This window comes from Candidatus Eremiobacteraceae bacterium (assembly GCA_035710745.1).
GTDB lineage: Bacteria > Vulcanimicrobiota > Vulcanimicrobiia > Eremiobacterales > Eremiobacteraceae > JANWLL01.
Map to the genome: position 1 here is coordinate 190,293 of DASTCX010000004.1, position 25,593 is coordinate 215,885.

Below are 25,593 nucleotides of genomic sequence, written 5' to 3' on the forward strand. Positions count from 1 at the left end.
TCAGAGGGCGACCTCGAGCCGTTCATCCGACGCGACGGCGAGCGCCTCCGCGGCCATCCGATCCGACGCGCCGGCGTCGCGCGCGTAGATGTGGCCGAGCGCCTCGCGTGCCGTCGAGAGGCCGGCCTCGTCATCGTACATCAAGGATGCCTTCGCGGCGACGTCGTCGGGTTTGAGGATGCCGCGCATCTCCGGCACGATTTCGCGATCGGCGTCGATGTTCGGCTGGCTTACGAACCGGAAACGGCGTTCCGCCGCGCGCACGATCATCGTCTTCAGCGGCGGACCGACGAGCGGCACGAGGTGGAGATATCCGGCGACGCCGTTCATGACGATGAGGTCGGCGCGATTGAGCGGTACGGCGACGAGCATCGGACGCGCGAGCACCGCGCATTCGATGCACTTCGTGCCGGGAATCGTCACGACGAGCCGCGCCGCAGACAGCGCTTTGTAGTCGCCAGACCGATCGAGCATGAATCGCTCTCCGTCAGCTTCGACCGATCTCCCGTCGCTGGCGATCGCGGCGCCCATGCCGCCCATACGCGGATCCGGCCGAGCTTCGAGCGCCGCCCGCAGCTCGTCGTCGCCGTTGAACGGCGAGAGGACGAACGTGACGGGGACGCCCGGCTTTCGTTTGCGGATCCTGCGCGCGACGGCGATGAAGAACGGGAGCGCGTGTCTGATCTCCATCGGCCTGCTGCCGGGCAGTATGCAGACGCCATCGCCGGGTCGATCGTCGGGCGGCGCGGACAACGAGCCGAGCACCGCATCCGGAACGAGGTTTCCCACGATCTTCACGCGATCGGGCGGCGCGCCGGCGCGTCGAAGTTCTGCGGCGTTCCGCTCGTCGAGCGCGAAGAAGCGCTCGAACGACTGGCAATAGCTGCGGCGCGTGAATTTGTACGTCATCGGCTTCACGCCGAGGCGACGCGCGATCGTCGTCGCGTGGAAAAGGTCGCCGCCAAGGTATTGGAGCGCGCCGCTACCGCGTTCCATACCTTTTACCGCTTTGCGGAGCAGGAAGCGCCCGTAACCTTTCGGATCGACGACGTCCGCTGAGGGGAACATCGACGACGTGATCTCCGCTTCGCGGCCGGTGGCATACGGGCATGGCACGAAGACGACCGTCACGCGCGCGCCGGGCGCCTTCCGATAGACGGCGCGCAAGAACGGACGGGCCCACCCCATGAGCTCGCCGGGGCCGTTCGTCGTGACGACGAGCCGCGGTGAGTTCACGGAGATGCGCCCTCGCGGATCCGTCGCACGATATCGGTCGTCGACGACGCGGGCAGATGCGGTGCGAGCACGATCTTGGCGCCGACTTCGGCGACCGCACCTGCTTCGGGCAGATCTTCAAGTTTGTATTGCGTGCTCTTGACGTGAATGTCCGGACGAAGCGCGCGTATCGTCGCATCGGGCCGCTGCTCGTCGAAGATGCACACGAAGTCGACGCTCGCGAGCGCCGCGACGACTTCCGCACGCTCCGCAGCCGGTACTATCGGCCTTCCCTTTTCCTTGCCGAGCGAGCGGACCGATTCGTCGGAGTTGACGCCCACGACGAGCATCTTGCCGAGGCCGCGCGCGAACTCGAGATAGCGCACGTGCCCGATATGAAGCAGGTCGAACACGCCGTTGGTGAAGACCACAGGGCTGTGCGTCGCACGCCGCTGCGCGACGGCTTCCGCGAGCGCCTCGCGCGTCAACACTTTATCAGCCGCGCGCACGTCGCGCCGTCGCTTTGGCTGGCCGCCGTTTTTGCGCCGGCGGGAACGCCACCGGCTTCGCGACGCCTTCGTGTTCTGCGAAGCGGACGATCTCCGCGGGCGTCGCTGTCGCCGTGCCGAGCTTCTCCACGACGACGCCGGCAGCGAGGGTCGCGAGCGAGACCGCTCGTTCGATGGGCGCTCCGACGGCGAGCGCGAGCGTTAGGGTCGAGATGACGGTGTCGCCGGCACCGCTTACGTCGTAGACTTGCCTCGCTACCGCCGGCACGGTGAACGCGCGCGCGGACTTCGAGAACAGCGTCATGCCGTGCTCACCTCGGGTGATGAGGACGTATTTGCAACCGGTCCGTTTGATGAGCGCAGCGGCCGCGCGCGAGAGATCGCGATCGGACGCGATCGTCAGGCCGGCCGCGGCGGCGGCCTCGACGGCGTTCGGCGCGATGCAATCTATGGAAGCAAACGCATCGAGGTTCTGCGGCTTCGGGTCGCCCGCGATGACCGGACGGTGAGAGAACGAGCGCAGGGCTTGGGTGACGGGCAAGCCGATGAGACCCTTGCCGTAGTCCGAGATGATTATGCCGTCGACATCGCCGTCGAGCTCGAGCAACGAATTGCGCAGGCGCCCTGCAAGCGCGCCGTTTACGGGTGCCGTCGACTCGCGATCGGCACGGACGACCTGCTGGTGGTGCGCGACGATGCGCGTCTTCTGGGTCGTCGGACGCCGCGCGACCCGCTGTACGCCGCTCGTATCGGCGTGCAAGCGCGCAAGCATGTCCAAGACGCGCTCGCCGGCTTCATCGTCACCGACGATGCCGATGGTACGTACCTTCGCGCCAAGTGCGGCGAGATTGTTCGCGACGTTTCCCGCGCCGCCGAGCGTATACGAGTGGTCGTCGACCTCGACGACCGGTACAGGAGCCTCCGGAGAGATGCGCGATACGCGACCCCACAGCCACTCGTCGAGCATGAGATCGCCGACGACGGCTATGCGCCGGCCGCGCATCCGTGCGAGAAGATCGGATACCCAGCGGTCGCGAGCGTTCAGGCTTCGATCCAAAAGAGTTCCTGGCCGAGCGAGACGAGCGCACCATCTTCGACGCAGATCTTCGCGATCGTGCCGTCGAACTCGCTGACGATCTCGTTCATCAATTTCATGGCTTCCAGGATGCAGAGGACCTGCCCTCCGGTCACCGCGTCGCCGACCGCGACGAACGGTTTCACTCCCGGCGCGGGCGAGCGATAGAACACGCCGACGAGCGGCGCGAGAACTTTGCGGACGTTCGCCGGCGCTTCCGGCGCGCGCGCTGCAGCACGCGTCTTCGACGCGGCAGGCGCCGGTTGCGCGGCGAGCGGTGCGCTGCGCGCGGACATCCGCGCGTCGACATCGACGCCGTTGCGCCGGATGCGGACGCGGTCGAGTCCGAATCGCTGCATGACGTCGACGATCGCTCGCAAGACTTTCGCGTCGAGCTCCATCTCTGCTTACTTTCCGAGCCGGCCCAACAGCGCGGCTTCGAGATCGACGAGCTTCACGCGTTCGCGTTCGCGCGTCGAAAGATCTTGTACGGTCGCGTCGCCTGCTTTTCGCTCATCTTCGCCGACGATTGCCGCGAAGCGAGCGCCGGCATCGCCCGCCGCTCGCAGCTGCTTTTCCAACTTGCGTCGCGTGTAGTCCATGTCGACGGCGACGCCGCGCTTGCGGAGCGCGTACATCGGCGGCACGAGCAGCAGCGTCGAGTCCGGGTCGAGCGCGATGAAGGCGACGTCGATGCCGCTGCGCGACGCAAGCCCGTCGGTCGCCCGTTCGCTTGACTGCGCGACGATGAGCAGCCGGTCCATGCCCATGCCGAATCCCACGCCCGGCGTCGGCGGTCCGCCCATCGATTCGACGAGCCCGTCGTAGCGTCCGCCGCCGCAGATCGCGTTTTGCGATCCGAGCGCCTCCGAGCTGAACTCGAAAACCGTTCGCGTGTAATAGTCGAAGCCTCGCACGATGAGCGGGTTTCGCCGCCACGCGATGTGCATGGCATCGAGAAGCGCGAGGACGCCGTCGAAGTGCGCTCGGCACGCATCGCAAAGGTAGTCGCCGATCTTCGGCCCGGCGGCGACCAGCATCTTGTCGGATGGATCTTTCGAATCGAGGATGCGCAACGGGTTGCGGGCGAGCCGGTCGCGGCTCGTCTCCGACAGCGCGTCGCGGTGGGCATCGAGATAGGCGACGAGCGCGTTGCGGTAATCGGCGCGACACGTCGGGCAGCCCATCGAGTTGACCTCGAGCGTCACCTCGGCGATGCCGCTTGCGCGGATGATTTCCAACGCGAGCGCGATGACCTCCGCATCCGCCTCCGGCCCTTCGACGCCGAAGCACTCGACGCCGAACTGATGCGCTTGCCTGAAGCGGCCCTTCTGCGGACGCTCGTAGCGGAAGAAGGCGCCGCGGTAGTAGAGCTTCACCGGCGGCGTGCGCAGCAGATCGTGTTCGAGCACCGCACGCACCGCGGGGGCCGTCAACTCGGGCCGCAAGGTGAGGCTCCTTCCACCGCGGTCTACGAACGTGTACATCTCTTTGTCGACGACGTCGGTCGTCTCGCCGAGCGTGCGGACGAAAACCTCCGTGCTCTCGAACATCGGCGTCCGGATCTCGCCGTAGCCGAAGCGGGAGCAGACATCGTCGATCCGGCGCTCGAGGGCTTGCCAGCGCTTCGAGCCCGGGGGGAGGATATCGAAGGTTCCGCGCGGAGCAGAAAAGTTTTTCAATGCCGTTTCAAAAGGCCGGGCTGTGCCCGGCCGCGACGCGAATGACGTTCCGAACGACTACTTTTCCGCTCGTCGTGGCCGCACCCGCCATCGCCGGCACGCTTTTGCCGGGCGCATCTCACGTCGATGCTAGCGACGCCGTCGGACGTATCGGCACCGCGCTCGCGTGGTGGTCGTCGATCGTTCTCGCATCGCTTCCGTACGTCACGCTCGGCGCGCTTTTCGCAACCATCCAAGAGCTGTTATCGCAACGCTGGAGACGCATCATGGTGATCGCCGCGCTGGTCGCTCCCGGATGCGACTGCGCGAGCGCCGGCTATGCCTCGGCGTTCGCGCGCGAGGCGCCCGCGATCGCCGGCTTCGTTCTCGTGTGGAGCTGCGCTGCCGGACCCGCCGCGCTGCTGGGCACGTACAGTGCGCTCGGAGAGCATCTTCTCTTCGCGCGGCTAGCGGGCGCTTTCATCGCAGCGGCGCTGACAGCTGTGATGTGGCGTCTCGACATTCGCGGCGCTCGCGCCGAAGACCGAGACGCGAAGCACTCGCGTCACGATGCTGCTTCGGAAGTGGCGTGCGGTCGCATTGCGTCTGCGCTCGTCGCGCTCGCGGTGTCCGCGTCGATCGCGACCGTCGGCTTGATGGTCTTCGGTCATAACGCCGTGTTGTCGACGCCCGTGATCGCCGCCGCCGGCGGTGCGCTCATGTCGCCCTGCTCGACGGCGGACGCGGTGATCGCGCGCGTGCTCGTCCATCGATCGCCGTCGCAGATCGCATTCGTCCTCGCAGCGCAGACGATCGACATCCGCCAACTCGTCACGCTCGCGCGTGTCTTCGGCCCGCGCCGCTGTGCGCTCGCAGCTCTTGCAGGCGCGGCCGGCTGCGCGGTCGGTGCTCTGTGCGCGATGTGAGCGACGCGCGCTCGGTCGTAGCGTTCGCCGCCGGTGCTTCAGTCGCAAGTGCGACGATCGGAGCGAGTGAAGTCCTCACCTCGATGCCGGCGTGGGCCACGCTGCTCACTGGATCGGTGCTCGCATGGTGCGCGCTTCGGGGCCTATCCGGCGCGGCGCATCGGGGTCGATCCTTGGCCTTCGCCGTCTGCGGTGTGTGCGCAGCGCTTTGTCTGCCGACATCGCCGCCGCCGGCGCCGGGGACGGTCAGCACGCGTCCGGCACCGACTTCTTTGCGCGGCGATCTATTCGAGGCGCTCGATCGATTAGATTCTGCGCCGAGCGCGGTGCTCGGCAGCACGATCGCAGTCACCGGAACGTGGACGCCCGCGTCGCGCGATGCGCTCGCGACCGTATCGCGGCGAGTCGTCAGCTGCTGCGCTGCGGATGCGGTCGACGTCGGATTCGACGTCCGGCTTTCGCGTGATGTTCGCGTCGCAGCCGGCTCCTGGGTACGCGTCGATGGAACTGTGGCAGAGCGAGTGGTCGACGGCGACATCCGGTTCGTTCTAGAACATTCGCAAGTGCGCAGCCTAGAAGACGCGGCGAAAAATGCTCGTTGATGCCATAATTACCGCCAATAAGCGGACGTCCGGCGGTAAACTCCCCGCGACAACACAATCAAGGAGGATGCGAGAGTTCGAGGCAGACCTCGAGCACATCGCGCGAGTATCTAAGATGCTCGCGCTTGGCTTTTGGTTCGCGGCGCTAGCAGCGACCGCCGGTCTCGCGTATGTCTTGCTCGTGTGGATGCCGCGGCACAATCTGTTCTAGTGTAAGAAGTACCGCCGCGACGCGAACACGAGCGGCACGCCGAGACGTTCCGCTGCCGCGACGACCTCTGAGTCGCGGATAGATCCGCTTGGCGCGACGACCGCGCCGATACCTACCGCGGCTGCCGCTTCGATCCCGTCCGCGAACGGAAAGAATCCGTCTGTCGCTAAGACGGCGCCTCGCACGGCGTCGCCGGCTCGCTTGCACGCGAGCTCGACCGCCGCGACCCGATTCGTTTGACCGCCGCAGACGCCGAGCGTCACTTCGTCCTTGACGACGACCGCCGCGTTCGACTTGATCTGACGCACCGCACCGAACGCGAATAGCAGATCGCGCCATTGCGCCTGCTCGGGCGAGGTCGGCGTGACGACCTTCCACACGTCCGGCGGCGCATCGGGATCCGGATACTCGAAAAGCACGCCGCCGAGCGCGGAGCGTATCTTCGGCGAGCGCAGGAGCGCTGCGGGAAGCTGCGCTTCGAACTCCAGCAGGCGCAGATTTTTCTTCGCGGCCAAGAGCGCGCGTGCGTCGTCGTCGTAACCGGGTGCCGCGACGACCTCCAAGAATCTCGCGCGGAGCAGCTCCGCAGCCGCTTTGTCTATGCGCCCCGAGCACGCAACGATGCCGCCGAACGCGGATATCGGATCCGCCCCGAGCGCGGCGTCGAGCGCCGCGGCCGAAGACTCTCGCGCGGCATAGCCGCACGGCACGGTGTGCTTGACGATCGCCGCCTGGACCCTGCGATTGCTGCGAGCCGACGCCGGAAATCCGCCAGGTTCGTCGACCGGCGCGAGCAGCCGCAGACACGAGTCGACGTCGAGCAGGTTGTTGTACGAAAGCGTCTTGCCTGACAGCTGTTTGGGATGCGCCGGCGCGCCGGCGCCGAGGTAGAATGCCGCTCGCGCCCACGGATTTTCGCCGTAGCGGAGCGCGAGCTCGCGCGGCAGCGATAGCCGTAGCGTCGCCGGGGGCTCGTTCGTCGCGCTGTCGGACGGAGCGAAGAATCGGGCTATCGCTGCGTCGTACTCTTCGCAGCGCGCGAAAGCCGCAGCAGCAAGCGCGCGCCGTGCGGCCGTCGACGCTCCGCCGCTTTCGAGCGCGGATATGAAGTCGTCGTACTGCCGCGGATCCGAAAGGACGGTGACGTCGGCGTAGTTCTTCGCCGCGGCACGCAACAGGGTCACGCCGCCGATGTCGATGTTCTCGACCGCGTCCGCCTCAGACGCGCCGCCGGCGACGACGCGTTCGAACGGATAGAGCGTCACCGCGACGACGGAGAATGCGGGCAACTCGTAGCGTTCGAGCTCCGCGACGTGCGACTCGTCTGCGCGCGACGCGAGGATGCCGGCGAAGACGTTCGGGTGGAGCGTCTTGACGCGACCGCCGAGCAGCGGCGGAAATCCGGTGAGATCGCCTACGTCATCGCACTCGATGCCGAGGGCGCGGATCGCAGCAGCGGTACCGCTCGTCGCGACGAGCCTGAAGCCGCGCGAACGAAGAGCGGCCGCGAGCTTGTCAAGGCCCTGCCGGTCCGACAGGGAGAGCAGTGCGGCGGAAACGGGCACGTCAGGCGCTCGCCTGCTCCAGCGCGAGCGACAGGATGTTCGAGACGCCCGGCTCGCCCATCGTGACGCCGTAGATGCGGTCCGCGAGCGTCATCGTCGCTTTGTTGTGCGTGATGATAATCGTCTGCGCGCGGTCGGCGAGCTCGCGGAGCAGCGATCCGAAGCGGCCGATGTTCGCCTCGTCGAGCGCCGCGTCGATCTCGTCGAAGATGTAGAACGGGCTCGGCCGCACTTGCAGTATCGCGAAGATGAGCGCGACCGCCGTCATCGCACGCTCGCCGCCCGACAACAGATTGAGGCTTTGCATCTTCTTGCCCGGCGGCTGCACGGCGATCTCGATCCCCGCTTCGGTGGGATCGAGCGAATCCGCGAGCCAGATCTTGCCGACGCCGCCGGTGAACAGCCGCGCGAACGTCTCCGAAAACGCGACCGCGACCTTGTCGAACGTCTCGTTGAACTGGCGCAGCGACTCGGCGTCGATCTCGGCGATGACCGAAAGGATGCTCTCGCGCGCCTTCTCCAGATCCGCGAGCTGGCCGCGGAGGAATTCGCGACGCTCGAGCAGCGCGGCTTGGTCTTCGAGAGCGTTCAGGTTGACGTTGCCGAGGCGCCCGACTTCATCACGCAGCCGGCGGATCTCCGTATCGGCTTCGCCTTCGAAATTCTTGTGCCGCTCCCCGACGGCCGTGCACTCTTGGTCGGTCGCCGGATTCTGGGCGAACGTCTCTTGGAGGAGCGACAGCTCCGCGTCGATCTCCGCGAGGCGGATGCGATGCCTCTGCTCCTCGAGCGAACGTTCTCGTTCGCGGGCCTGTGCCGCGTCGGCCGCTTCGGAGGCCGCCCTCGCCCGTGCGCCGAGCTCGTCGCGCTTCGCGCGCAGCGCTTGGACCTGGGCTTCTACTTCTTGCAGCTGACCTTCGGCTTCGACTTTCTTTCGCGAGAGGTCTGCGGCATCGGTGCGCATGGAATCGCGCTCGGCTCGCGCGCCCTCGAGCGCCGCAGCTCGCTCTTCTTGTGCGATCTTGCTTGCGGCGAGATCGGCACGAGCCGACTCGACGTCGTCGCCCGCCTGAGCGACTCGCTCGACGAGCGCGGCCGCTTCGGCGGCGGCCGTGCGATGCGCATCGCGGAGGCCGGAGAGCGCCGATTGCAGCTTGTCCGCATCGGCGGCGGCGCGGGCGCGATCCGACTCGAGCTTCGCAGCCGCTTCTCGCGCGACGCGAGAGCGCTCGTCGTAGCGCTTGGCCTCTGCTCGCGCCGCGTCGAGATCGGCTTTCGCCTTGACCATCGCGCTCGCGAGCGAGTTACGGCATGCTTCGATCTCGGCCGACTCTTCGGCGGCGTGATCGAGCGCGCTTCGCACGTCCCTGCGCTGCAGCTCGGCATCGACGCGGGCGGCGGCTGCGCGTTCGACGTCTGCGGCAGCCAGCGCCACAGCCGCACGCGCCGCGGCCAACCGCTTTTCCGCTTCATCGACGAGAGAGCCGGCGGCGTCGCGCTCGCGGCGCAGTTCTTCGGCCAACACGCGACGCGCGAGCGGGCCTGTTTCGCCATCCCCCGTTCCGCCGGTGATGGCGGCTCCGCGGACGATCTCGCCGTCGAGCGTGACGACCGCGGTGTCGGGCGCGCTTTGCGCGAGCGCGAGCGCGTCGGGGAGCGTGCGCACGATGACGACGTCGCCGAGCGCGTGGTCTATCGCGTCGCGGACGTCGGCGCGGCAACGCACGAGATCGATCGCTTTGCCGACGAACCCCGACGCCTTCGATGCGTCGGGCGCGAGCGGCAGCGGCCGCTGTCGCGCGAGGTCGAGCGGCCTGAACGTCGCGCGCCCGGCGCGCTTGCTCTTCAGATAGTCGATCGCGGCCCTCGCGTCGGCCGACGTCTTCGTCAAAACATCGTGCGCTTTGCTGCCGAGCGCGACGTCGATCGCCGCCGCGTACGCCGCATCTACCTCGATCAAGTCGGCGATCGTACCGATGGCTCCGTGCAGCGTCGACTCGCTCACGGCGGTGACGGCGCGAACGCCCGGCGGCACGCCGGCGCCCGCTTCCTCGAACTCTTTGTGTGCGGCGAGCCGTGCGCTCAGCTCGACGACTTTCGCGCGCGCTGCTTCGACCGACGCGCGCTCTTTGTCGACCTCGACTCCCCGCGCATCACGCAGTGCGGCGGCGTCGACGGCGCCCTTGCTCAGCGCCTCGATGCTGCGCCCGAGCTCGTCGGTCGTCGCGCGCAGCTCCGACGTCCGGCTTGCGATGCTGTCGCGATGTGCGTCGGCTGCCCGCGCCTCGCCGTCGAGATGCGATACGTTTTCGACGAGCCGTTCGCAGTGAGCGGCGGCAGCCTGCGAAGCGGTGTCGCTTTCCGCGGCGTCGGCGGCCGCGGCGGCACGCCGATCTTCGACGGCGCGAAGCGCCGAATACGCTGCCTCCCACCCTTGGGAGCCCGTACGTTCGGCAGCTGCGGCTCGTTCGGCGTCGGCGAGCGCGTCGTCGCGCCGTTGGCGCGATGCGGCCAGCTCTCGGACGAGCGTTTCGATCCGCTGCGTCGCGGTCTGCACCGCGAGCTCGGCGCCGCGGGCGTCGCGCGCGTGGTCGAGACAGCGGCGCTCCGCGTCCTCGGCCCGGGCTTGCGCTGCCGCATGCGAGGTCGCGGCCGATTGGACGAGCGCGGCGGTCTCGGAGTACGCCGCCGTCCGCTCGTCGAGCGCCACCGTCGCTTGATACTCTTCGTAGCGCGTCTCGTTGAGTTCGGTCTGGATGCGTTCTCGCTGCGCCTTCTCACCGGCTTGACGCTCATCGTCCGATGCGAGGATGTCCGTCAGCTTCGCGCGCTCTTCGCGGCGCGCGGCCGTCTTTCGGACGTAAGAAAGGATCTCGAGGTCGCGGAGCAGCTGCGTCGCCTTACGATATCGCTTCGCGCGCCGGACCTGCGATTCGATGGCCGGCACTTGCTGCTCGATCTCGGCGAGGACGTCGTTGACGCGCAGTGCATTCGCTTCGGTCTGTTCGAGGCGACGCTGCGCCTCGCGCTTGCGCGCCTGATACTTGCTCGTGCCCGCGGCCTCTTCGAAAAGCTCGCGCCGCTCGGCGGGCTTCGCCGAGAGGATCGAGTCGATCTGACCTTGCGAGACGATCGCCGATGCATCCGGACCGAGGCCGGTGCCGAGCAGCAGGTCCATGATGTCGCGCAGCCTGACCTGCGTGCGGTTGAGGAAGTACTCGCTCTCGCCCGTCCGGTAGCAGCGGCGCGTGACCGCGATCTCCGCGAACGGCATCGGCAGCGTGCCGTCGGCGTTGTCGAAGGTGAGCGTCACCTCGGCCATGCCGAGCGGCCGGCGGTGCGTGTTCCCCGCGAAGATGACCTCGTCCATGCGGGCGCCGCGCAGCTGCTTGGCGCTCTGCTCGCCAAGCACCCAGCGCGCGGCGTCGACGAAGTTCGATTTGCCCGAGCCGTTGGGGCCGACGATCGCCGCGATGCCCGGTTCGAAGACCAGGCGCGTCCGCTCGGCGAACGTCTTGAAGCCGAAGAGGTCGATGCTCTTTAGGTAGATAGCTCGGTTCCCCGTCGCCGCCGGATCCGCTTCGGGATCATACTCAAGGCCTGCGCCGCGGCTCGCGCTTGCGCCTGTTTCTTCGTCGCTCCCGTGCCGGTTCCCATCACCTTGCCGCCGACCGTGACCTCGACGGTGAACGCTTTCGCGTGCGCGGGTCCGGCTTCGCCGGTCACGGCGTACACCGGCGCGTGTTTGAAACGCGCCTGTGCGTACTCTTGCAGCTCCGTCTTCGGGTCCGACCCATCCGGCGTTTGGGCGTACGCCAGATGCTCGCGCGTGACGAAAGCTTCGGCCGCGACGAATCCCTCGCTGAGATAGACGGCGCCGACGAGCGCTTCGAAGACCCCAGCGAGGACCCTCGGCCGCCGTTCGCCGCCCGCCGCCGCCTCGCCCTTTCCGAGCAAGAGCAGCGGACCGACGTCGAGCCTGCGCGCGGTTTGCGCGAGCGCTTCACGTGATACGAGCGATGCGCGCCGGCGCGAGAGCGAGCCCTCCGGCTCGGTTGGAAATCGCTCGTAGAGATCGCGCGCGACCACGTGCCCGAGCACGGCGTCGCCGAGGAATTCGAGCCGCTCGTTCGAGATCGCCGCCGCTCCCGGCCTTGCGCGTTCGTGCGCGTACGAGTCGTGAGTGAGCGCGATGTCGAGCAGTTCGCAGGCGCCTTTGGCCGCTTCGCGCAGGCCGGCGCGCTTGCCGAACGATCGAAGCGTCCGGCGCCGCGAAAGATTATGCGTCAACGTGCCGTTTGAAGACGAGCACGGCGTTGTGGCCGCCGAAGCCGAACGAATTCGAGATCGCCACGTCGACGTCGGCCTTGCGCGCGACGTTCGGCACGCAATCGAGGTCGCACTGGGGGTCGAATGTGTGGTAGTTGATCGTCGGCGGGATGATGCCGCGTTCGAGGGTGAGTACCGTGCAGATGCCCTCGAGCGCACCGGCCGCTCCAAGCGCATGACCGAACATCGACTTGTTCGCGCTCACGGGCAGTTTCTGCGCACCCTCGCCGAAGACGGCTTTGATCGCCTGGGTCTCCGACGCGTCGCCGAGACCGGTCGACGTCGCGTGCGCGTTGATGTAGCCGACCTCGTCGGGCTTGATGCCGGCGTCGCGCAGTCCGCGGATCATCGCGAGCTTGACGCCGCGCGCGTCCGGATCGGGCGCGACCATATGGTAGGCATCGGACGACTGGCCGTAGCCGATCATCTCCGCGTAGATCCGCGCGCCGCGCTTCATCGCCGCGGTCCGCTCCTCGAGGACGAGCGCGCCGCCGCCTTCGCAGATGACGAAGCCGTCGCGCTCGGCGTCGAACGGGCGGCTCGCCGTCGCAGGATCGTCGTTGCGCGTCGAGAGCGCGCGCATCGCGCAGAAACCGCCGACCGCGATCGGGCTGATCGGCGCCTCCGACCCGCCGCAGATCATCGCTTCGGCTTCGCCCATCCGCACGGCGCGGAACGCGTCGCCGATGGCGTTGTTCGACGACGCGCAAGCGGACACGGTCGTCATGGTCGGCCCGTGGATATTGAGCGCGATCGATATCATGCCCGGCGCCATGTTCCCGATCATCATCGGGATGAAGAACGGCGACAGACGGTCGGCGCCTTGTTCGAGCAGAACTTTATGCTGGGATTCGAGCGTGATGATGCCGCCGATGCCCGAGCCCATGATACAGCCGATGTCGTCGCGGTTCGCGTCGGTGATCTCGAGCTTCGAATCGACGAGCGCCTGCTGCGCCGCGACGAAAGCGAACTGCGTGAAGCGATCCATTTTGCGGGCGTCTTTTTTGTTGATGAGCGCCGTCGGATCGAAGCCCTTCACTTCGGCCGCGAATCTCGTCGGCAGCGAGCTCGCGTCGAAAAGCGTGATCGGTCCCACGCCGCTGCGCCCAGCCGCGACATTGGACCAGAATTCTTCGACGGTGATGCCGAGCGGGGTGACGGCGCCGAGTCCTGTCACGACGACGCGCCTGGGGGCCTGCATGATGCTTCGTAATCAGGTTTGTCGGCGCGCGGTTCCTGCCGCATTTGACGTCGTCGAACGGTCGTCGCGCGCGATCGATGCGTCGCATCGCGACGTCGCTATCGATGCGCGGCATCGATCAAGCCGATGACGGCGCTCAAGTTTGAAAAACAGCGGCCGATGAATTGAGAAGGGGGAATCCTTCACGGAAAGAAGGTTCCCGCTCGTAGACCTTTCGGAGTCTCCGTACTCCCGGAAGCGCGCGAAACCCGGCGGTCCTCCGCAAACGACGGGAAGAAGAAAGAGGCGTCCAGTAACGCCCCGTGCGCCCCGGAAAACCAGTGGGGAGGTGACGTTCACATCATGGCCGCGAAGAAGAAGACAGCGAAGAAGACCGCAAAGAAAAAGAAGTAACCTGTAAGGTTATTTCGTCAACCGTAAAGATGCAGGGGGCGCTGGTGTGCAGCGCCCCTATTTTGTTCACTTTTCCTAGTGTTTTTCGCGATTTTTCAACGCCAGCAATCCGCGATCGTCGTCGCCGCCTTATCGTTCGCCGTCATCGGCGGCAAACCGTAGAATCGTTCGATCGTCGCGAGCAGGTCGTAGTGCGTGATGTGCTCGGCATCGATGCCTTGCTTCGTCATCGCGCCGAAAAAAAGCGTAGGGATGTGGTTCGCGTCGCCGTGCGCGTGATGCCCGCCCTCATCCCAGGTCAAGATGACGAGCGTCGAGTTCTTCGGGTCGGCCGCCCAGTCGACGAGGGGCAGGATGTTGACGCCGAGCCACTGGTCGGCGTCCATCGCGAGACGTTCCGAACTCCCGCCGAGGCCCGTGCCGTGCATGTCGTCGCTCACGTTGGGCGTCACCATCGCCAGGGTCGGGAGGTCGGCATAGTGATCGGGATTCGGAAATGCAGAGAACGGTTGATTAAGGCTGTCGTCGAGCAGATACCCATGCGTGTCGGCGATGATCTGGCTTGGGTGGCCCGCCTTCGTGAAGAACGCCCACGGCGAGTGGCGCTTGTAGTATGCGCCGAAGATCGGTCCGCCGCGGCCGAAGCATCCGACGTAGCCGGCGTTCGGCAGTCCCTCCGAGTAGCCGACGAATGTGTGATGCGCAGCGATGAGCTCGCTCGCGATCGTCGGCATGAGCGCTTTGAGCCCCGCGTTGACCGGCAGGTCGCCCACCGCGTCGGCTTTGTCGGAACAGTGATCGCCGTCGGTGTTCGTCTGCCCGGTGAAGATCGCGAAGTAGTTCGGCAGGCTCGGGTGCGTGACTGCGTGGGAATCGGTGAAAAGCGTGCCGCGCCCGAGAAGCGCCTGCATCTCCGCGAGCCGCTTGTCGTTGACGATCGTGTTGTAATCGCGGTTTTCCTCGAAGACGATGACGATGTGTTTCGGCGCCGGCGGGAGCTTTGAGGCTAGTGCCGGCGACGCCAAACCGGAAACGGCAAGCGCCGACGCGAGGGCAAAAAGCGCGATTCGATTCATAGGCCCCATGATAGTAGCACTACCTGAACAAATCGTAAACGCGGATGGACGGTAGGACGTTGCTCGATCCGTCGGTCAGGGTGGACTACTGCGGACCTGAGGCAACCGGCGACGCATTTGGACTTCGGCGGGCGCCGCCGTTGCTGAACACCTGGTTCCAGTCGATCCGCGCCGTCATCTGCATCGTCGCGAAGAGCGTGATGATGCAGCCGATCGTGATCGCGAGCCCGCTGTACCCCGGGTTGAACAGCGCAAGCGAGAACAGAACGAGATAGAAGAACTGGGCGAGCCCGGCTTCGACCGCTGCGAACCGCATGCCGACGACGATCCGCAGGTACGTGATCGTCAAGAACATCGAAACGGCCGCGCAGAGCGCGAATGCCCATCCGAGCGGTATCCGGTCGACCGTGTACGCGAAGAGCAGGTGGAACGCGAAGAAGGACGCCGCGAGGAAGAAATAGTGCATCGGATGCAGATCGATGCGCTTGGTCGTGCACAAGATCATCATCACGAAGAAGTAGAACAAGAGTGAGAGCGGCGCCCACGCCGAGAGCCGTTCTGCGACCGGACCCGGCTGCAGGGGCTCGGGCATCTGCATGCCGATGCCCCACCCCGAGACCAGATCCTGATATCGCCAGTTCAGGCGCCACCCGTTGGCGGTTTTGGTCTCGAGGGTGGGGGCTAGCGACTGCGACGGGAAGTCGATCGCATCGAAATTGGTCGTCATCGCCAAAGAGAAATTCTTGATCGCGTCGATCCCCGCACCGAACTGATAAGCCCACTTGCCGATGCCTCGCGACCGATAGGCGACCGTCACCGTCAAGGGCTGATCGCCTCGGACTCGGATCGCCGCCGTGACGGCCGCCGTGGTCGTCGTGAATGCTGCGAGGCGACCATCGACGACGACGCGGACATCGTCGTAGATTGCATTGGGCGAAGGGAACGGAAACGCGAGCGTTATGCTCCGAGCGGACGCCGGAGCGACGACCGAGTAATCACCTGAGAAGTCGACTTGATAGGTGTTATGCCAAAGCAGACCTTTTCGGCGCTGCTCGAGGTCCAAGTCCGTGCTGATGTCGGTAGCGTCGATCGGGAGCGTCTCGAATCGCTTTCCTTCGGCGGCCGTGAAGGTCGGAGCGCTTTGCGTCTGCTGTGGACCCCATAGGGCACCGAGGTCTGTCTGCTGCTCGGAATCTGCTTGTCGAGTACGACTGTCGAGGACCTGGGCGAGGATACCCCACGACATCCATGCGACTATGAGGATCGCGGTTATGCATACGAGACGCACTGCCATCGTTTACTTTGCCTCACAAAGTTCTCGGTCTGCTCACTTTGTACCACAAAGTAAGCCGTGAGGCAAGGGGTCACGGCCCCGCTATTCGCACGATTTCGCGCCGAACTACAGCGGTGCGAGTGTGGGCAAAGCGCCAGCGTCAATTGACCCCGGTCCCGCCTTTTGCTATACTCGGTTGGCGTTTTACGACCGCTCGGCGCACTCACATGCGTCCCGCATCCCACAGACTTGGGGTTTCACATCGTGTCCTTCCTTATGAGAATCGATCTTCAGCGCTTCGCCCACAAGAAGGGCCTCGGCTCGTCGCGCAACGGCCGGGACTCGAACTCGAAGCGGCTCGGCCTAAAGAAGTTCGGCGGCGAGACAGTCGCGGCCGGCAATATCATCCTGCGCCAGCGCGGCACGCGGTTCTTCCCCGGCACCAACGTCGGCATGGGCAAGGACAACACGCTGTTCGCGATGGTCGGCGGCACGGTCAAGTTCGCACGACGCGGCAAAGACAAGCAAGTCGTCGCGGTCGAGCCAGCGCCAGTCGAGGCGTGACCGGCGACGTCCGCGAGCGAGGTCAGATCCGGCAGGCCCGCATGACCGTGCGGGTCTTTTCGTGCGCCGATCTCTTTTCCGAGCTTCGCTCGGAATACCACATTTCGTAGCTAGACACCAATGTTCGTCGACGAAGCTTCCATATTAGTCCACGCCGGTGATGGCGGTGACGGCGTCGTCGCGTTCCGGCGAGAGAAGTACGTCCCCCGCGGCGGCCCGAGCGGCGGCGACGGCGGACGCGGCGGATCGATCTACCTCGTGGCCGATCCGCAGCTCGCGACCCTCATAGAATTCCGCCACAAGCGCAGCTTCGACGCGGGCCGCGGCGAGAATGGCGCGTCCGCGAACTGCCACGGCAAGGATGGCGACGACATCGACATCCCTGTGCCGTGCGGCACGCTCGTGTTCTCGAATGACGAGCTCGTCGCAGATCTCGACGAGGCGGGCGCGCGCGTCTGCATCGCGCGCGGCGGACGAGGTGGTCTCGGCAATCAGCATTTCGCGACCTCGACGCGCCAGACACCGCGCTTCGCGCAAAAAGGCGAGCCCGGAGAAGAGCGCAAGCTCGATCTCCAGCTCAAACTGCTCGCCGACGCCGGAATCGTCGGAGCGCCGAACGCCGGCAAGTCGACGCTGCTGTCTGCGGTGTCATCTGCGAAGCCGAAGATCGCAGACTACCCGTTCACGACGCTCGAGCCCCAACTCGGCGTCGTCCGGGTCGATATCGACGCGAACTTCGTGCTTGTCGACGTGCCCGGCCTCATCGAGGGCGCGAGCGAAGGTGTCGGGCTAGGCGATCGCTTCTTGAAGCACGTCGAGCGGTGCCGCGTTCTCATCCACCTCGTCGACGGCGCGCTGATGCCCGAAGAGGCGCTCGCACAGCTGGCGACGACCGAGCGCGAGCTATCGGCATGGAGCCCGCTCCTCGCGGGCAAGCGCAAAATCGTCGCGGTCTCGAAACAAGACTTGCCCGACGCGCGCGAAACGCTCGCCGCTCTGAAAGACGCCCTCGATCAACCGGTGTTCGGGATCTCGGCGGCGACGCGAAAAGGCGTCGTCGAACTCATGGCGGCGACGTACGAAGCGATCCTCGAAGATCGCGCGAGAGCTGCGGCCGAAGAGCGGGCGCGCGGACCGGTCTTGCGGCCCGAACCCAAGACGTCATCGACCGTCGTCGTCGAAAAAGAACCCGATGGCTACCGCATCAGCGGCGAGAAGATCGAAAGGCTCGCGGCGATGACCGACTTCGAGACCGACGACGGGCGCGCGTATTTCGATCGCGTTCTCGCGCGCAGCGGTGCTCGGAAGAAGCTCGACCGGCTCGGCGCCAGGCCGGGCGACACGATACGCGTCGGCGATCGGGCGTACACGCACTCGTGAGCGGCGAACGCATAGGTCTGCTCGGCGGCACGTTCGATCCGATCCACATCGGCCATCTCCACCTCGCCCAAGCCGTCGCCGACGTCGCCGCGCTCGACACCGTGCTCTTCATGCCGGTCGGCTCGCCTGCGCACCGTGAGACCCACGCGTCCGCGGAAGACCGTAAGGAGATGACGCAGCTCGCGATCGCGCGCAACACGCGCTTCGAGTTCGACGGCACGGCGCTCGAGCAGCCGGCGCCCGCGTACACGGCGGATACGCTCGCGCTGCTGCGCGAGAAGCGGCCGCACGATCGCTTTTGCTTCATCGCCGGGATCGACTCGCTCGCGCGCAGCCGATGGCGGCGGCTCGACGAGGTCGCGGAGACGCTCGAGAAGTTCTACGTCGCGCGGCGCGAGGGGGTCGACGTCGCGGAACTCGCGCCGATACTCAGCGATCTCGCTCCGGAATTGCGCGCGCGTTTCGAGATCGTCGACGTCGCGCTCATGGACCTGTCATCGACGGAGATCCGCGCGCTCGTCAAAGCGGGAAGGTCGATACGCTATCTCGTGCCCGACGTCGTCGCCGGGTACATCGCGGATCGCTCGCTATATCGGTGACGTCGGCTCAGTTCGTGCCCAAAGCGGGGAATGAGAACGTACCCGTCGCAACGGGACGCGTCGGCTTGCGGGCGCCGGCGCGCCCGACCAGGCCGAGCAACAGCACGCGGATGTTGCCCGCGGCACGCACTTGATGTCTGCCGGCGTTCAGCGCTTTGAGGAAATCGGACGGCGACGAGAAGTCTGGAATCGGACTCACGGGGCCTTTCGCACGAGCACGAGGCGCTCAAGCATTTGAAGTCTCATCCCACATTATACAAGGACGTATGACGACCCACAATTCCGAACGTGTGGGCGAACGGTTGGGCGGTTGTGATGCTTCGACGCTCGCCGCCGAATTCGGCACGCCGCTGCTCGCGATCGATGAAGTGTGGCTTCGCGCACGCATGCGGCGCTTTCGAGCGGCGTTCGAGCGCGAAGGACGGGACGCGTGCGTCACGTACGCGGGGAAAGCGTTGCTCGTCGCCGCGATCGCGCGCCTCGCGAACGAGGAAGGGCTGTACGTCGACGTCTGCTCGCTGGGCGAGCTCGAGACCGCGCTTCGCGGCGGCGTTCCGGCCGACCGCTGCATCGTGCATGGTTGCTACAAGACGCGCGACGAACTCGCGGCCGCGGTCTATCACGGTGTCCGTCATGTCGTCATCGATCACGAGAGCGAGATCGCGGCGCTCGCCGATCTCGCGCGCGACACGTCGCGGCGAGTCGATGTCCTTCTGCGTCTTAATCCCTCGATCGCAGCGCGCACGCACGAATTCGTCCAGACCGCAGCGCCCGCTTCGAAGTTCGGCTTCTCGCTCGCGGACACGCAGGCTATCGACGCCGTGCGTGCGACGCTGGCTCGAAAAGAATTGCGCTTGTCGGGCATCCATTGCCATCTCGGTTCTCAGATCCGCGATCTGCAGGCCTACGCGGATGCGATCGACGCCATGTTCCATTTTTCCGAAATCGCGCACCGCCAAACCGGCGTGCAGTTCGAAATCGTCGACGTCGGCGGCGGTCTCGCGATCGGAGACGCTGACGGCAGCGCCGAGCCGACGCCCGAGGCATGGGCGGATGCGCTTTTCGCCGCGCTCGACCGTCGCCTCGCCGACTATCCGCTTTGCCGCCCGCGTCTATACGTCGAACCCGGACGCTCGCTTGTCGCTTCTGCGGGCACGACGCTCTATCGAATCGGCGTCCGCAAGCGACTGCCGGACGGGCGCGATGCGGTGATCGTCGACGGCGGCATGAGCGACAATCCACGGCCTGCACTGTACGGCGCGCGTTACGGCGTCTCGATCGTCGGCAGAACGTCCGATCCGCCCACAGGCACGTTCACGATCTTCGGCCGTCACTGCGAGACCGATCGGCTCTTCCCCGATGTCGAGCTGCCGGATCCGCGCGAAGGCGAACTGCTCGCCGTCGCCGACACCGGCGCGTACACGTACGCGATGGCGAGCAACTACAACCGCTTCGTCCGGCCCGCCGTCGTGCTCGCTGCGAGCGGAACTGCGCGGCTCATAGCGCGGCGCGAATCGCTCGATCGCGTGCTCGACCTCGACGTCACGGAGGACGCGTGATGCGCTTGCAGCTGCGAGCGATCGCATTCGCCGTCGCGATCGTCGCCGGCGCGTGCGGTTCGGGCGTTCGCCCGGACAATGCCAATGCGCTCGACGACATACAAAGCGGCCGAAGTGGCGACGAAGTCATCGTCGAAGGCATCGTGACCCATGTGGGGCACACGTCGCGGGGGGAGACCGGCGCGCACGAGCACTTCGACATCCGCATCTCTTCAGGCGCGGCCGAACAGGACATCCTGGTCGCGGACAACATCACGGTCGGCGCGCAAGCGCCCGTGAAAAGAGGCGACGACGTCGTCGTCAAGGGCGTGCTCGAGGTCGACCCGAGCGGCCCGGTCATCCATTGGACGCACCACGACCCCGCGAACCGGCACCCTGCCGGGTTCGTGATGGTCGGCGGGCGCATGTATGAGTGAGCGCGTGAGCGAGGTGACGCTCGCGTCGGCGTCGCCCCGGCGCCTCCAGCTTCTCGAAAGCCTCGGTCTTCGAGTCGTCGTCGTCCGAAGCTCGTACGAAGAGCGCGAGGATATGGCTTCCGACGGCCTCGCAGATCTCGCGCTGCGTCACGCGCTCGGCAAAGCCGCCGGAGCCGCTACGGGCGGCCCCCCGTTGCTCGTCGCAGCAGACACGGTCGTCGACGTCGACGGCACGGGACTCGCGAAGCCGCGCGACGATGCAGACGCGAAGCGCATGCTCCGCACGCTCTCGGGCAGGTGGCACGTCGTCCACACCGGATTCACGCTCGTCGACAGGGCGAGCGGGAAGAGCGTTTCAGGTGTCGAGTCGTCACGCGTCAAGTTCGCCGCGCTCGACGAGGCGATGATCGCTCGATACGTCGCGACCGGCGAGCCGCGCGACAAAGCCGGCGCGTATGGGATCCAAGGCAAAGGCGCGCTACTCGTCGAGCGCGTCGACGGCGATTTCTACACCGTCATGGGTCTGCCGCTCGCCCGCGTCAACGCCGCCGCGCGCGAGCTCGGCCACGAGATCGACTGACGCGATGGCTTCATGGTACGAGCGCTTGTATGCGAAGGTCGCGCCTGAGATCGGCATCGATCTCGGCACGGCGAACACGCCTGTCTTCGTCCGCGGACATGGTATTCGGTTCGTCGAGCCGACCGTCGTCGCGGTGAATTCCGACACGGGCGATGTCATAACGGTCGGCGAGGGCGCCAAACAGATGCTCGGCCGGACGCCGCGCAACATCCAAGTCATCCGCCCGATGCGCAACGGCGTCGTGTCGAACTTCGCGTATACCGAAGCGCTCGTGCGCCAGCTCATGGAGCGTGCGATGCGCGGCCGGCCGCTCTTCCCGCCGCGCGTCATGGTCGGCGTGCCGGGCTCGGCGACCGAGGTCGAGCGCAAAGCCGTGCGCGAGGCGCTCATGGGAGCGGGTGCGGGCCGCGTCTACTTCATCCCGCAGGCGGTCGCGGCGGCGGTCGGCGCCGAGCTGCCGATCCTCGAACCGGGCGCGAGCATGATCGTCGACATCGGCGGCGGCACGACGGAGATCGCGGTGCTGTCGCTCGGCGGCCTCGTGACCGGTCGATCGCTCAAGCTTGGCGGCGATCGCCTCGACGAAGCGATCGTCACGTACTTGCGCTCCAACCGGGGTTTTCTCATCGGTGAACGGACCGCCGAAGCGCTCAAGATCTCGCACGGATATTACGGCAGACCGCTCGGTCGTCCGCCGGCGAACGTACCCGGACAAGACCTGCGCAGGCTCAGGCCGGGAACGCTGCAAGTTCGCGAGGAAGACATCGGCGCCGCGATCGCAGAGCCTGTCGGTCAGATCGTCGATGCGGTGCGCGCTGTCATCGAGCAGACGCCCCCGGAATTGGTGCGCGATATCGGGGAGCGCGGACTCGTGCTCGCCGGAGGCGGTGCGGCGATCGCCGGGTTCGCCGCGACGCTGAGCGTCGTCTTGTCGATCCCGACGCGCATCGCCGAGTCGCCGCTCCTCTGCGTGGCGATGGGTGCGGGCGCGATCCTCGGCGATCAGCGCCTTTTCGATGCGCTCTATCCGGCGCCCGAGTCGATGATCGGTAGGTGGTGGCGATTCCTTCGTTCTGGGATGAGAGAAAGCTCTTCGTATTCATCACGCTGATCATCCTCGCCGCCGTCGCGACGCTGCTCGAGATCGACGCCGCGCGTAACGGACGGCAATCCATCGCCGATGAGATAACGAGTTCCGTCTTCGCTCCGGTCGAAGCTGCGCTCACAGCAGCGGGCAATGCGATAGGGGGCGAGATCTTCGCCCTTTCGAACGCCGGCAAAGTCGCTTCGGAGAACGCCCAGCTCCGCGACAAGGTCCATCAGCTCTCTGCCGATGACGACGCGCTCCACGCGGCTGCGGTCGAAAATGCCGACTTGCGCAAGCTCCTCGCTTTACGCTCGACGTACGGCGCGAACGCGGTCGCAGCGGACGTCGTCGGATATGCGCCGGAGGCGTCGCGTAAAGAGATCACGATCGACCGCGGCTGGCGCGACGGCGTCAAGCGCGATTGCGTCGTCGTCGGCGGCGCGGGTCTCGTCGGGCACGTCATCGATGCGGGCTCGCACGAAGCCCACGTCCTCCTCATCATCGATCCGACAAGCTCGGTGCCCGCGTACCTGCAGCGTTCGCGCTCGTGGGGGATCATCGTCGGCACGTCGCTTCACGTCAAGATGAAGTACATCGGGCAAGACAAGAAGGTCATCGCCGGCGACATGGTCGTCACCGGCCAGGGCCAGGTGTATCCAGGCGGCATCTCGATCGGCCGCGTCCGCGAGGTCGACCGCAAGGACAGCGCGCTCTATCAGAGCGCCGTCCTCGACACCGACGTCGACTTCGCCTCGCTGACGCACGTCCTCGTGCTCCCGCTGAGGTGAGCGTGCACGATTCCGCTTCCTCTTCTCTCCGGCTGCGCGGCGGTCCGGCGCGCGCGCGCCGCGCTCCCGTCGACGCCGAGGTGTCGGTCCCCCCGCGCTTTTCCGTGCTGCTCGTGCTCGGGCTCGTCGCGTTGCTTCTCCAGTCCACGCTGCTCCATAGCGTCACGTTGCGCGGCGCGCATCTCAGCCTTGTCACCGTCCTCATCGTGTGGACGGGACTTCGCTGTGGCGTCGTCGCCGGCGGTTGGCTCGGACTCATTCTCGGCGTGCTCGAAGACGCGCTCGGCGGCGGCGGAGCGAACACGATCGCAGCGACGCTGACCGGATTCGGGTCGGGACTGCTCGCCAACCGCTTCTTCTCGGATTCGCTGCCCGTCTTCCTCAGTGCGCTCGCCGTCGCGACGGCGATCCGCTACGCCGCTAATTACATCTTCTTCGAGTTCATCGATGGTGAACGCGGATTGTTCATCCCGCTCTCGCACGAATTCGTGTGGAGCATCCTGCTCAACGCGGCCGTCGGTACCGTCGTCCTGCTCGCGCTTCGCGCGTACTCGCATCGGAGCACCGGCCGGCGATGAAACGGCGCATCGTCGCGCTCGCCCTGGCGGTCGCCGCCATCTTCATCGTGCTTGTGTGGCGCCTCGCCGACACGCAGCTGCAACATGGCGCTTACTACGAATATCTCGCAAACCTCAACCAGCTCCGGACGATCCCGGTGACCGCGCCGCGCGGTCTGCTCTACGACCGCAACGGCATCGTCATCGCGCGCAACCGACCGTCGTTCGTCGTCGAGGTCGTACCGATGCAGCTCCACGATCCGAACGCGGAGATGCGCGAACTGGCGTCGATCCTCATGGTTCCCGAAGCGCAGCTGTGGCAGCGGCTGCTCCATCAGAACGGCGTCACCTACAAGAACTTCGACGACCTCGCTGCTGCCATACCGCTCGGACCGGTGACGATCGCCGCCGATCTGAACACGGCGACCGTCGGCCGCTTTTCCGAGCGAGCCGATGACTTGCCGGGCATGTCCGTCGAACTCGTGCCCGTTCGGCAGTACCCGTACGGCACGCTCGCGAGTCACGCGATCGGGTACGTGGGGCAGATCTCGCAGTCGCAATACGACCGGCTCAAGAGCAAAGGCTACACGCCGAGCGACACGATCGGCGAGGACGGGCTCGAGATGACGTACGATTCGCTGCTTCGCGGCAGGCCCGGCGGCAGGCAGATCAAGGTCAACTCGGCGGGGCAGGCGGTCGCGAGCGTCGGCGATTTCGCGGCTATCCCCGGTGACAATCTCGACCTCACGCTCGACTGGCCCTTGCAGCGCGCGGCGGAAACGGCAATGGCGCTGCAGATAAAAACCCTCGAGGGGCAGATCGGCCATCGCGTCGGCGGATCGGCGATCGTCGAGGATCCGAATACCGGTGCGGTGCTTGCACTCGTCAGCCAGCCGAACTTCGATCCGGATGATTTCGCCGCGGGGATAAGCGGGAAGCGTTATTCGGGCTATTTGAACGACCCGCTGCTGCCGCTTTTCAACCGCGCCGTATCCGGCGCGTATCCGACCGGGTCGACGTTCAAGATCATCACGAGCTCGGCCGCGCTGCAAAGCGGGCTGCTCGACGAGGAATCGACCCGCTTTTGCGGCGGCGTGTACGACCTCAACGGCTTCATCTTCAACGACGACCGCGGCGGCGGGCACGGCACGTTGACGATCCGGCCGGCGATCGCTCGTTCGTGCGACGTGTTCTTCTTCCAGGTCGGCAACGAGCTTGGGATCTCGCGGCTCGACAAGTACGCCGCGGCGTACGGTATCGGCAAGAAGACGAACATCGACATTCCGGGCGAGACGAGCGGCACGTTGCCGACGCCGGCGTGGAAGAAACAAGTCGTCAAGGACGATTGGTACTCCGGCGACACGGTAAATATGTCGATCGGCCAAGGGTATCTCGAAGCGTCGCCGGTGCAGATGCTCCGAGTCGTCGGCGCGGTCGCGAACGGCGGCGAGCTATATGCGCCGTATCTCGTCGCCGATGCGCGCGATCCGCAAGGCCGCATCGTCAAGCGCTTCGGTCCGCATCCGCAAGGCGATGTCGGCGTGTCGGAATCGAATCTGCAGATCATCCGCGAGGGCATGCTCGGCGCGATCGAAGACCCTTACGGCACCGCGTACAACGTCTACATTCCGGGCTTCCATTACGCCGGCAAGACGGGAACGGCTGAGAACTTCCCGACCGTCGACAACCCGCAAGGCCGCAATCACGCGTGGTTCGTCTGCTTCGCGCCGTATGACCATCCGAAGATCGCGGTCGTCGTCTTCATGGATCAGAGCGGCGGCTTCGGCGCGGTGAACGCGGCGCCGGTCGCACAGGCGATCGTGACGGCGTACTTCCATCTCAAGACGTCGGGTCCGAACGGCACCGGCATCCGCGACTGATATCCGCGATTGATGATGGAGCGGTCGACCTTGTAGCGGTCGAGCTTTAGCTCGACCGAAGCCACGCGTCCTGATTGTGCCTATCGACGCTCTTGGCCGCACGTGTGAGCGACGTTGCACACGCCGTCACGGGTGGCCAAGGACCCG

General features: G+C 66.1%; 25 protein-coding genes. 13 read left to right on the forward strand and 12 right to left on the reverse strand.

Going from position 1 to position 25,593, the window contains the following annotated elements:
• From VFO25_01995 to hisS, 5 genes are read right to left on the reverse strand one after another with little or no spacing between them, the layout of a single operon-like run.
• Window positions 1-1,236 (reverse strand): hypothetical protein, encoded by a 1,236-nt coding sequence (locus VFO25_01995; protein ID HET9341672.1) that lies wholly within the window; start codon window positions 1,234-1,236, stop codon window positions 1-3.
• Window positions 1,233-1,724 (reverse strand): adenylyltransferase/cytidyltransferase family protein, encoded by a 492-nt coding sequence (locus tag VFO25_02000; GenBank protein HET9341673.1) that lies wholly within the window; start codon window positions 1,722-1,724, stop codon window positions 1,233-1,235. Before VFO25_02000 ends, VFO25_01995 begins: the two co-directional genes overlap by 4 nt.
• A complete protein-coding gene (locus VFO25_02005) occupies window positions 1,711-2,781 on the reverse strand; it encodes a PfkB family carbohydrate kinase (protein ID HET9341674.1) in 1,071 nt (356 codons plus the stop codon). Before VFO25_02005 ends, VFO25_02000 begins: the two co-directional genes overlap by 14 nt.
• Window positions 2,766-3,200 (reverse strand): acetyl-CoA carboxylase biotin carboxyl carrier protein, encoded by a 435-nt coding sequence (gene accB / locus VFO25_02010; GenBank protein HET9341675.1) that lies wholly within the window; start codon window positions 3,198-3,200, stop codon window positions 2,766-2,768. Before accB ends, VFO25_02005 begins: the two co-directional genes overlap by 16 nt.
• Before the next feature lie 6 nt (window positions 3,201-3,206).
• Window positions 3,207-4,481 carry a histidine--tRNA ligase gene (gene hisS / locus VFO25_02015; GenBank protein ID HET9341676.1) on the reverse strand — a complete coding sequence of 425 codons (1,275 nt, stop codon included), beginning with the start codon at window positions 4,479-4,481 and terminating at the stop codon, window positions 3,207-3,209.
• On the opposite strand from hisS, the gene VFO25_02020 reads away from it, so the two are divergent.
• The 3 genes from VFO25_02020 (at window position 4,481) to VFO25_02030 (ending at window position 6,199) form a co-directional block, all read left to right on the forward strand.
• A complete protein-coding gene (locus tag VFO25_02020) occupies window positions 4,481-5,386 on the forward strand; it encodes a hypothetical protein (GenBank protein ID HET9341677.1) in 906 nt (301 codons plus the stop codon). The genes hisS and VFO25_02020 overlap by 1 nt on opposite strands.
• A complete protein-coding gene (locus VFO25_02025) occupies window positions 5,383-5,988 on the forward strand; it encodes a hypothetical protein (protein HET9341678.1) in 606 nt (201 codons plus the stop codon). The genes VFO25_02020 and VFO25_02025 overlap by 4 nt, the downstream gene beginning before the upstream one ends.
• A gap of 67 nt (window positions 5,989-6,055) precedes the next feature.
• Complete coding sequence (locus VFO25_02030; GenBank protein ID HET9341679.1) at window positions 6,056-6,199, forward strand: hypothetical protein; 144 nt, start codon at window positions 6,056-6,058, stop codon at window positions 6,197-6,199.
• On the opposite strand, the gene purH is transcribed toward VFO25_02030, so the two are convergent.
• The 6 genes from purH to VFO25_02060 all read right to left on the reverse strand — a co-directional run bounded on the left by purH (window position 6,196) and on the right by VFO25_02060 (window position 16,057).
• Window positions 6,196-7,764 carry a bifunctional phosphoribosylaminoimidazolecarboxamide formyltransferase/IMP cyclohydrolase gene (gene purH, locus VFO25_02035; GenBank protein ID HET9341680.1) on the reverse strand — a complete coding sequence of 523 codons (1,569 nt, stop codon included), beginning with the start codon at window positions 7,762-7,764 and terminating at the stop codon, window positions 6,196-6,198. The genes VFO25_02030 and purH overlap by 4 nt on opposite strands.
• A gap of 1 nt (window position 7,765) precedes the next feature.
• Window positions 7,766-11,314, reverse strand: a complete 3,549-nt coding sequence (gene smc / locus VFO25_02040) for a chromosome segregation protein SMC (GenBank protein HET9341681.1) — start codon at window positions 11,312-11,314, stop codon at window positions 7,766-7,768.
• Complete coding sequence (rnc, locus tag VFO25_02045; GenBank protein HET9341682.1) at window positions 11,305-12,054, reverse strand: ribonuclease III; 750 nt, start codon at window positions 12,052-12,054, stop codon at window positions 11,305-11,307. Before rnc ends, smc begins: the two co-directional genes overlap by 10 nt.
• Complete coding sequence (gene fabF, locus VFO25_02050; GenBank protein HET9341683.1) at window positions 12,044-13,294, reverse strand: beta-ketoacyl-ACP synthase II; 1,251 nt, start codon at window positions 13,292-13,294, stop codon at window positions 12,044-12,046. The genes rnc and fabF overlap by 11 nt, the downstream gene beginning before the upstream one ends.
• Before the next feature lie 488 nt (window positions 13,295-13,782).
• On the reverse strand, window positions 13,783-14,763 hold the full coding sequence (locus VFO25_02055; protein ID HET9341684.1) for an alkaline phosphatase family protein: 981 nt from the start codon (window positions 14,761-14,763) through the stop codon (window positions 13,783-13,785).
• An 85-nt stretch (window positions 14,764-14,848) separates the two neighbouring features.
• The gene (locus VFO25_02060) at window positions 14,849-16,057 is read right to left on the reverse strand and encodes an inner membrane CreD family protein (protein ID HET9341685.1); all 1,209 of its coding nucleotides are present in this window, start codon (window positions 16,055-16,057) and stop codon (window positions 14,849-14,851) included.
• A gap of 255 nt (window positions 16,058-16,312) precedes the next feature.
• Here VFO25_02060 and rpmA point away from each other — a divergent pair, with 255 nt between their 5' ends.
• The 3 genes from rpmA (at window position 16,313) to nadD (ending at window position 18,579) form a co-directional block, all read left to right on the forward strand.
• Window positions 16,313-16,600, forward strand: a complete 288-nt coding sequence (gene rpmA, locus VFO25_02065; GenBank protein HET9341686.1) for a 50S ribosomal protein L27 — start codon at window positions 16,313-16,315, stop codon at window positions 16,598-16,600.
• A 120-nt stretch (window positions 16,601-16,720) separates the two neighbouring features.
• Complete coding sequence (gene obgE, locus VFO25_02070) at window positions 16,721-17,980, forward strand: GTPase ObgE (protein ID HET9341687.1); 1,260 nt, start codon at window positions 16,721-16,723, stop codon at window positions 17,978-17,980.
• Complete coding sequence (nadD, locus tag VFO25_02075) at window positions 17,977-18,579, forward strand: nicotinate-nucleotide adenylyltransferase (protein HET9341688.1); 603 nt, start codon at window positions 17,977-17,979, stop codon at window positions 18,577-18,579. Before obgE ends, nadD begins: the two co-directional genes overlap by 4 nt.
• Window positions 18,580-18,586: 7 nt before the next feature.
• Here the strand turns inward: nadD and VFO25_02080 are convergent, their stop codons facing one another.
• Window positions 18,587-18,778, reverse strand: coding sequence for a hypothetical protein (locus tag VFO25_02080; protein HET9341689.1), 192 nt, complete (start codon window positions 18,776-18,778; stop codon window positions 18,587-18,589).
• Between the two features lie 67 nt (window positions 18,779-18,845).
• Between VFO25_02080 and lysA the strand changes: the two genes are divergently transcribed.
• Genes lysA through mrdA form a run of 7 tightly spaced genes read left to right on the forward strand, consistent with a single transcriptional unit; the run spans window position 18,846 to window position 25,446 of the window.
• Entirely contained in the window at window positions 18,846-20,138 is a 1,293-nt protein-coding gene (gene lysA / locus VFO25_02085; protein ID HET9341690.1) for a diaminopimelate decarboxylase, read from the forward strand.
• Entirely contained in the window at window positions 20,138-20,554 is a 417-nt protein-coding gene (locus tag VFO25_02090) for a DUF3465 domain-containing protein (GenBank protein ID HET9341691.1), read from the forward strand. Before lysA ends, VFO25_02090 begins: the two co-directional genes overlap by 1 nt.
• The gene (locus VFO25_02095) at window positions 20,547-21,134 is read left to right on the forward strand and encodes a Maf family protein (GenBank protein HET9341692.1); all 588 of its coding nucleotides are present in this window, start codon (window positions 20,547-20,549) and stop codon (window positions 21,132-21,134) included. The genes VFO25_02090 and VFO25_02095 overlap by 8 nt, the downstream gene beginning before the upstream one ends.
• A 4-nt stretch (window positions 21,135-21,138) precedes the next feature.
• Complete coding sequence (locus VFO25_02100) at window positions 21,139-22,245, forward strand: rod shape-determining protein (GenBank protein HET9341693.1); 1,107 nt, start codon at window positions 21,139-21,141, stop codon at window positions 22,243-22,245.
• Window positions 22,191-23,009: a rod shape-determining protein MreC gene (mreC, locus tag VFO25_02105; GenBank protein HET9341694.1), complete on the forward strand. Its 819-nt coding sequence runs from the start codon at window positions 22,191-22,193 to the stop codon at window positions 23,007-23,009. The genes VFO25_02100 and mreC overlap by 55 nt, the downstream gene beginning before the upstream one ends.
• A 2-nt stretch (window positions 23,010-23,011) precedes the next feature.
• Window positions 23,012-23,587 (forward strand): rod shape-determining protein MreD, encoded by a 576-nt coding sequence (gene mreD, locus VFO25_02110; protein ID HET9341695.1) that lies wholly within the window; start codon window positions 23,012-23,014, stop codon window positions 23,585-23,587.
• Complete coding sequence (gene mrdA, locus VFO25_02115) at window positions 23,584-25,446, forward strand: penicillin-binding protein 2 (protein HET9341696.1); 1,863 nt, start codon at window positions 23,584-23,586, stop codon at window positions 25,444-25,446. Before mreD ends, mrdA begins: the two co-directional genes overlap by 4 nt.
• Window positions 25,447-25,593: the final 147 nt, after the last annotated feature.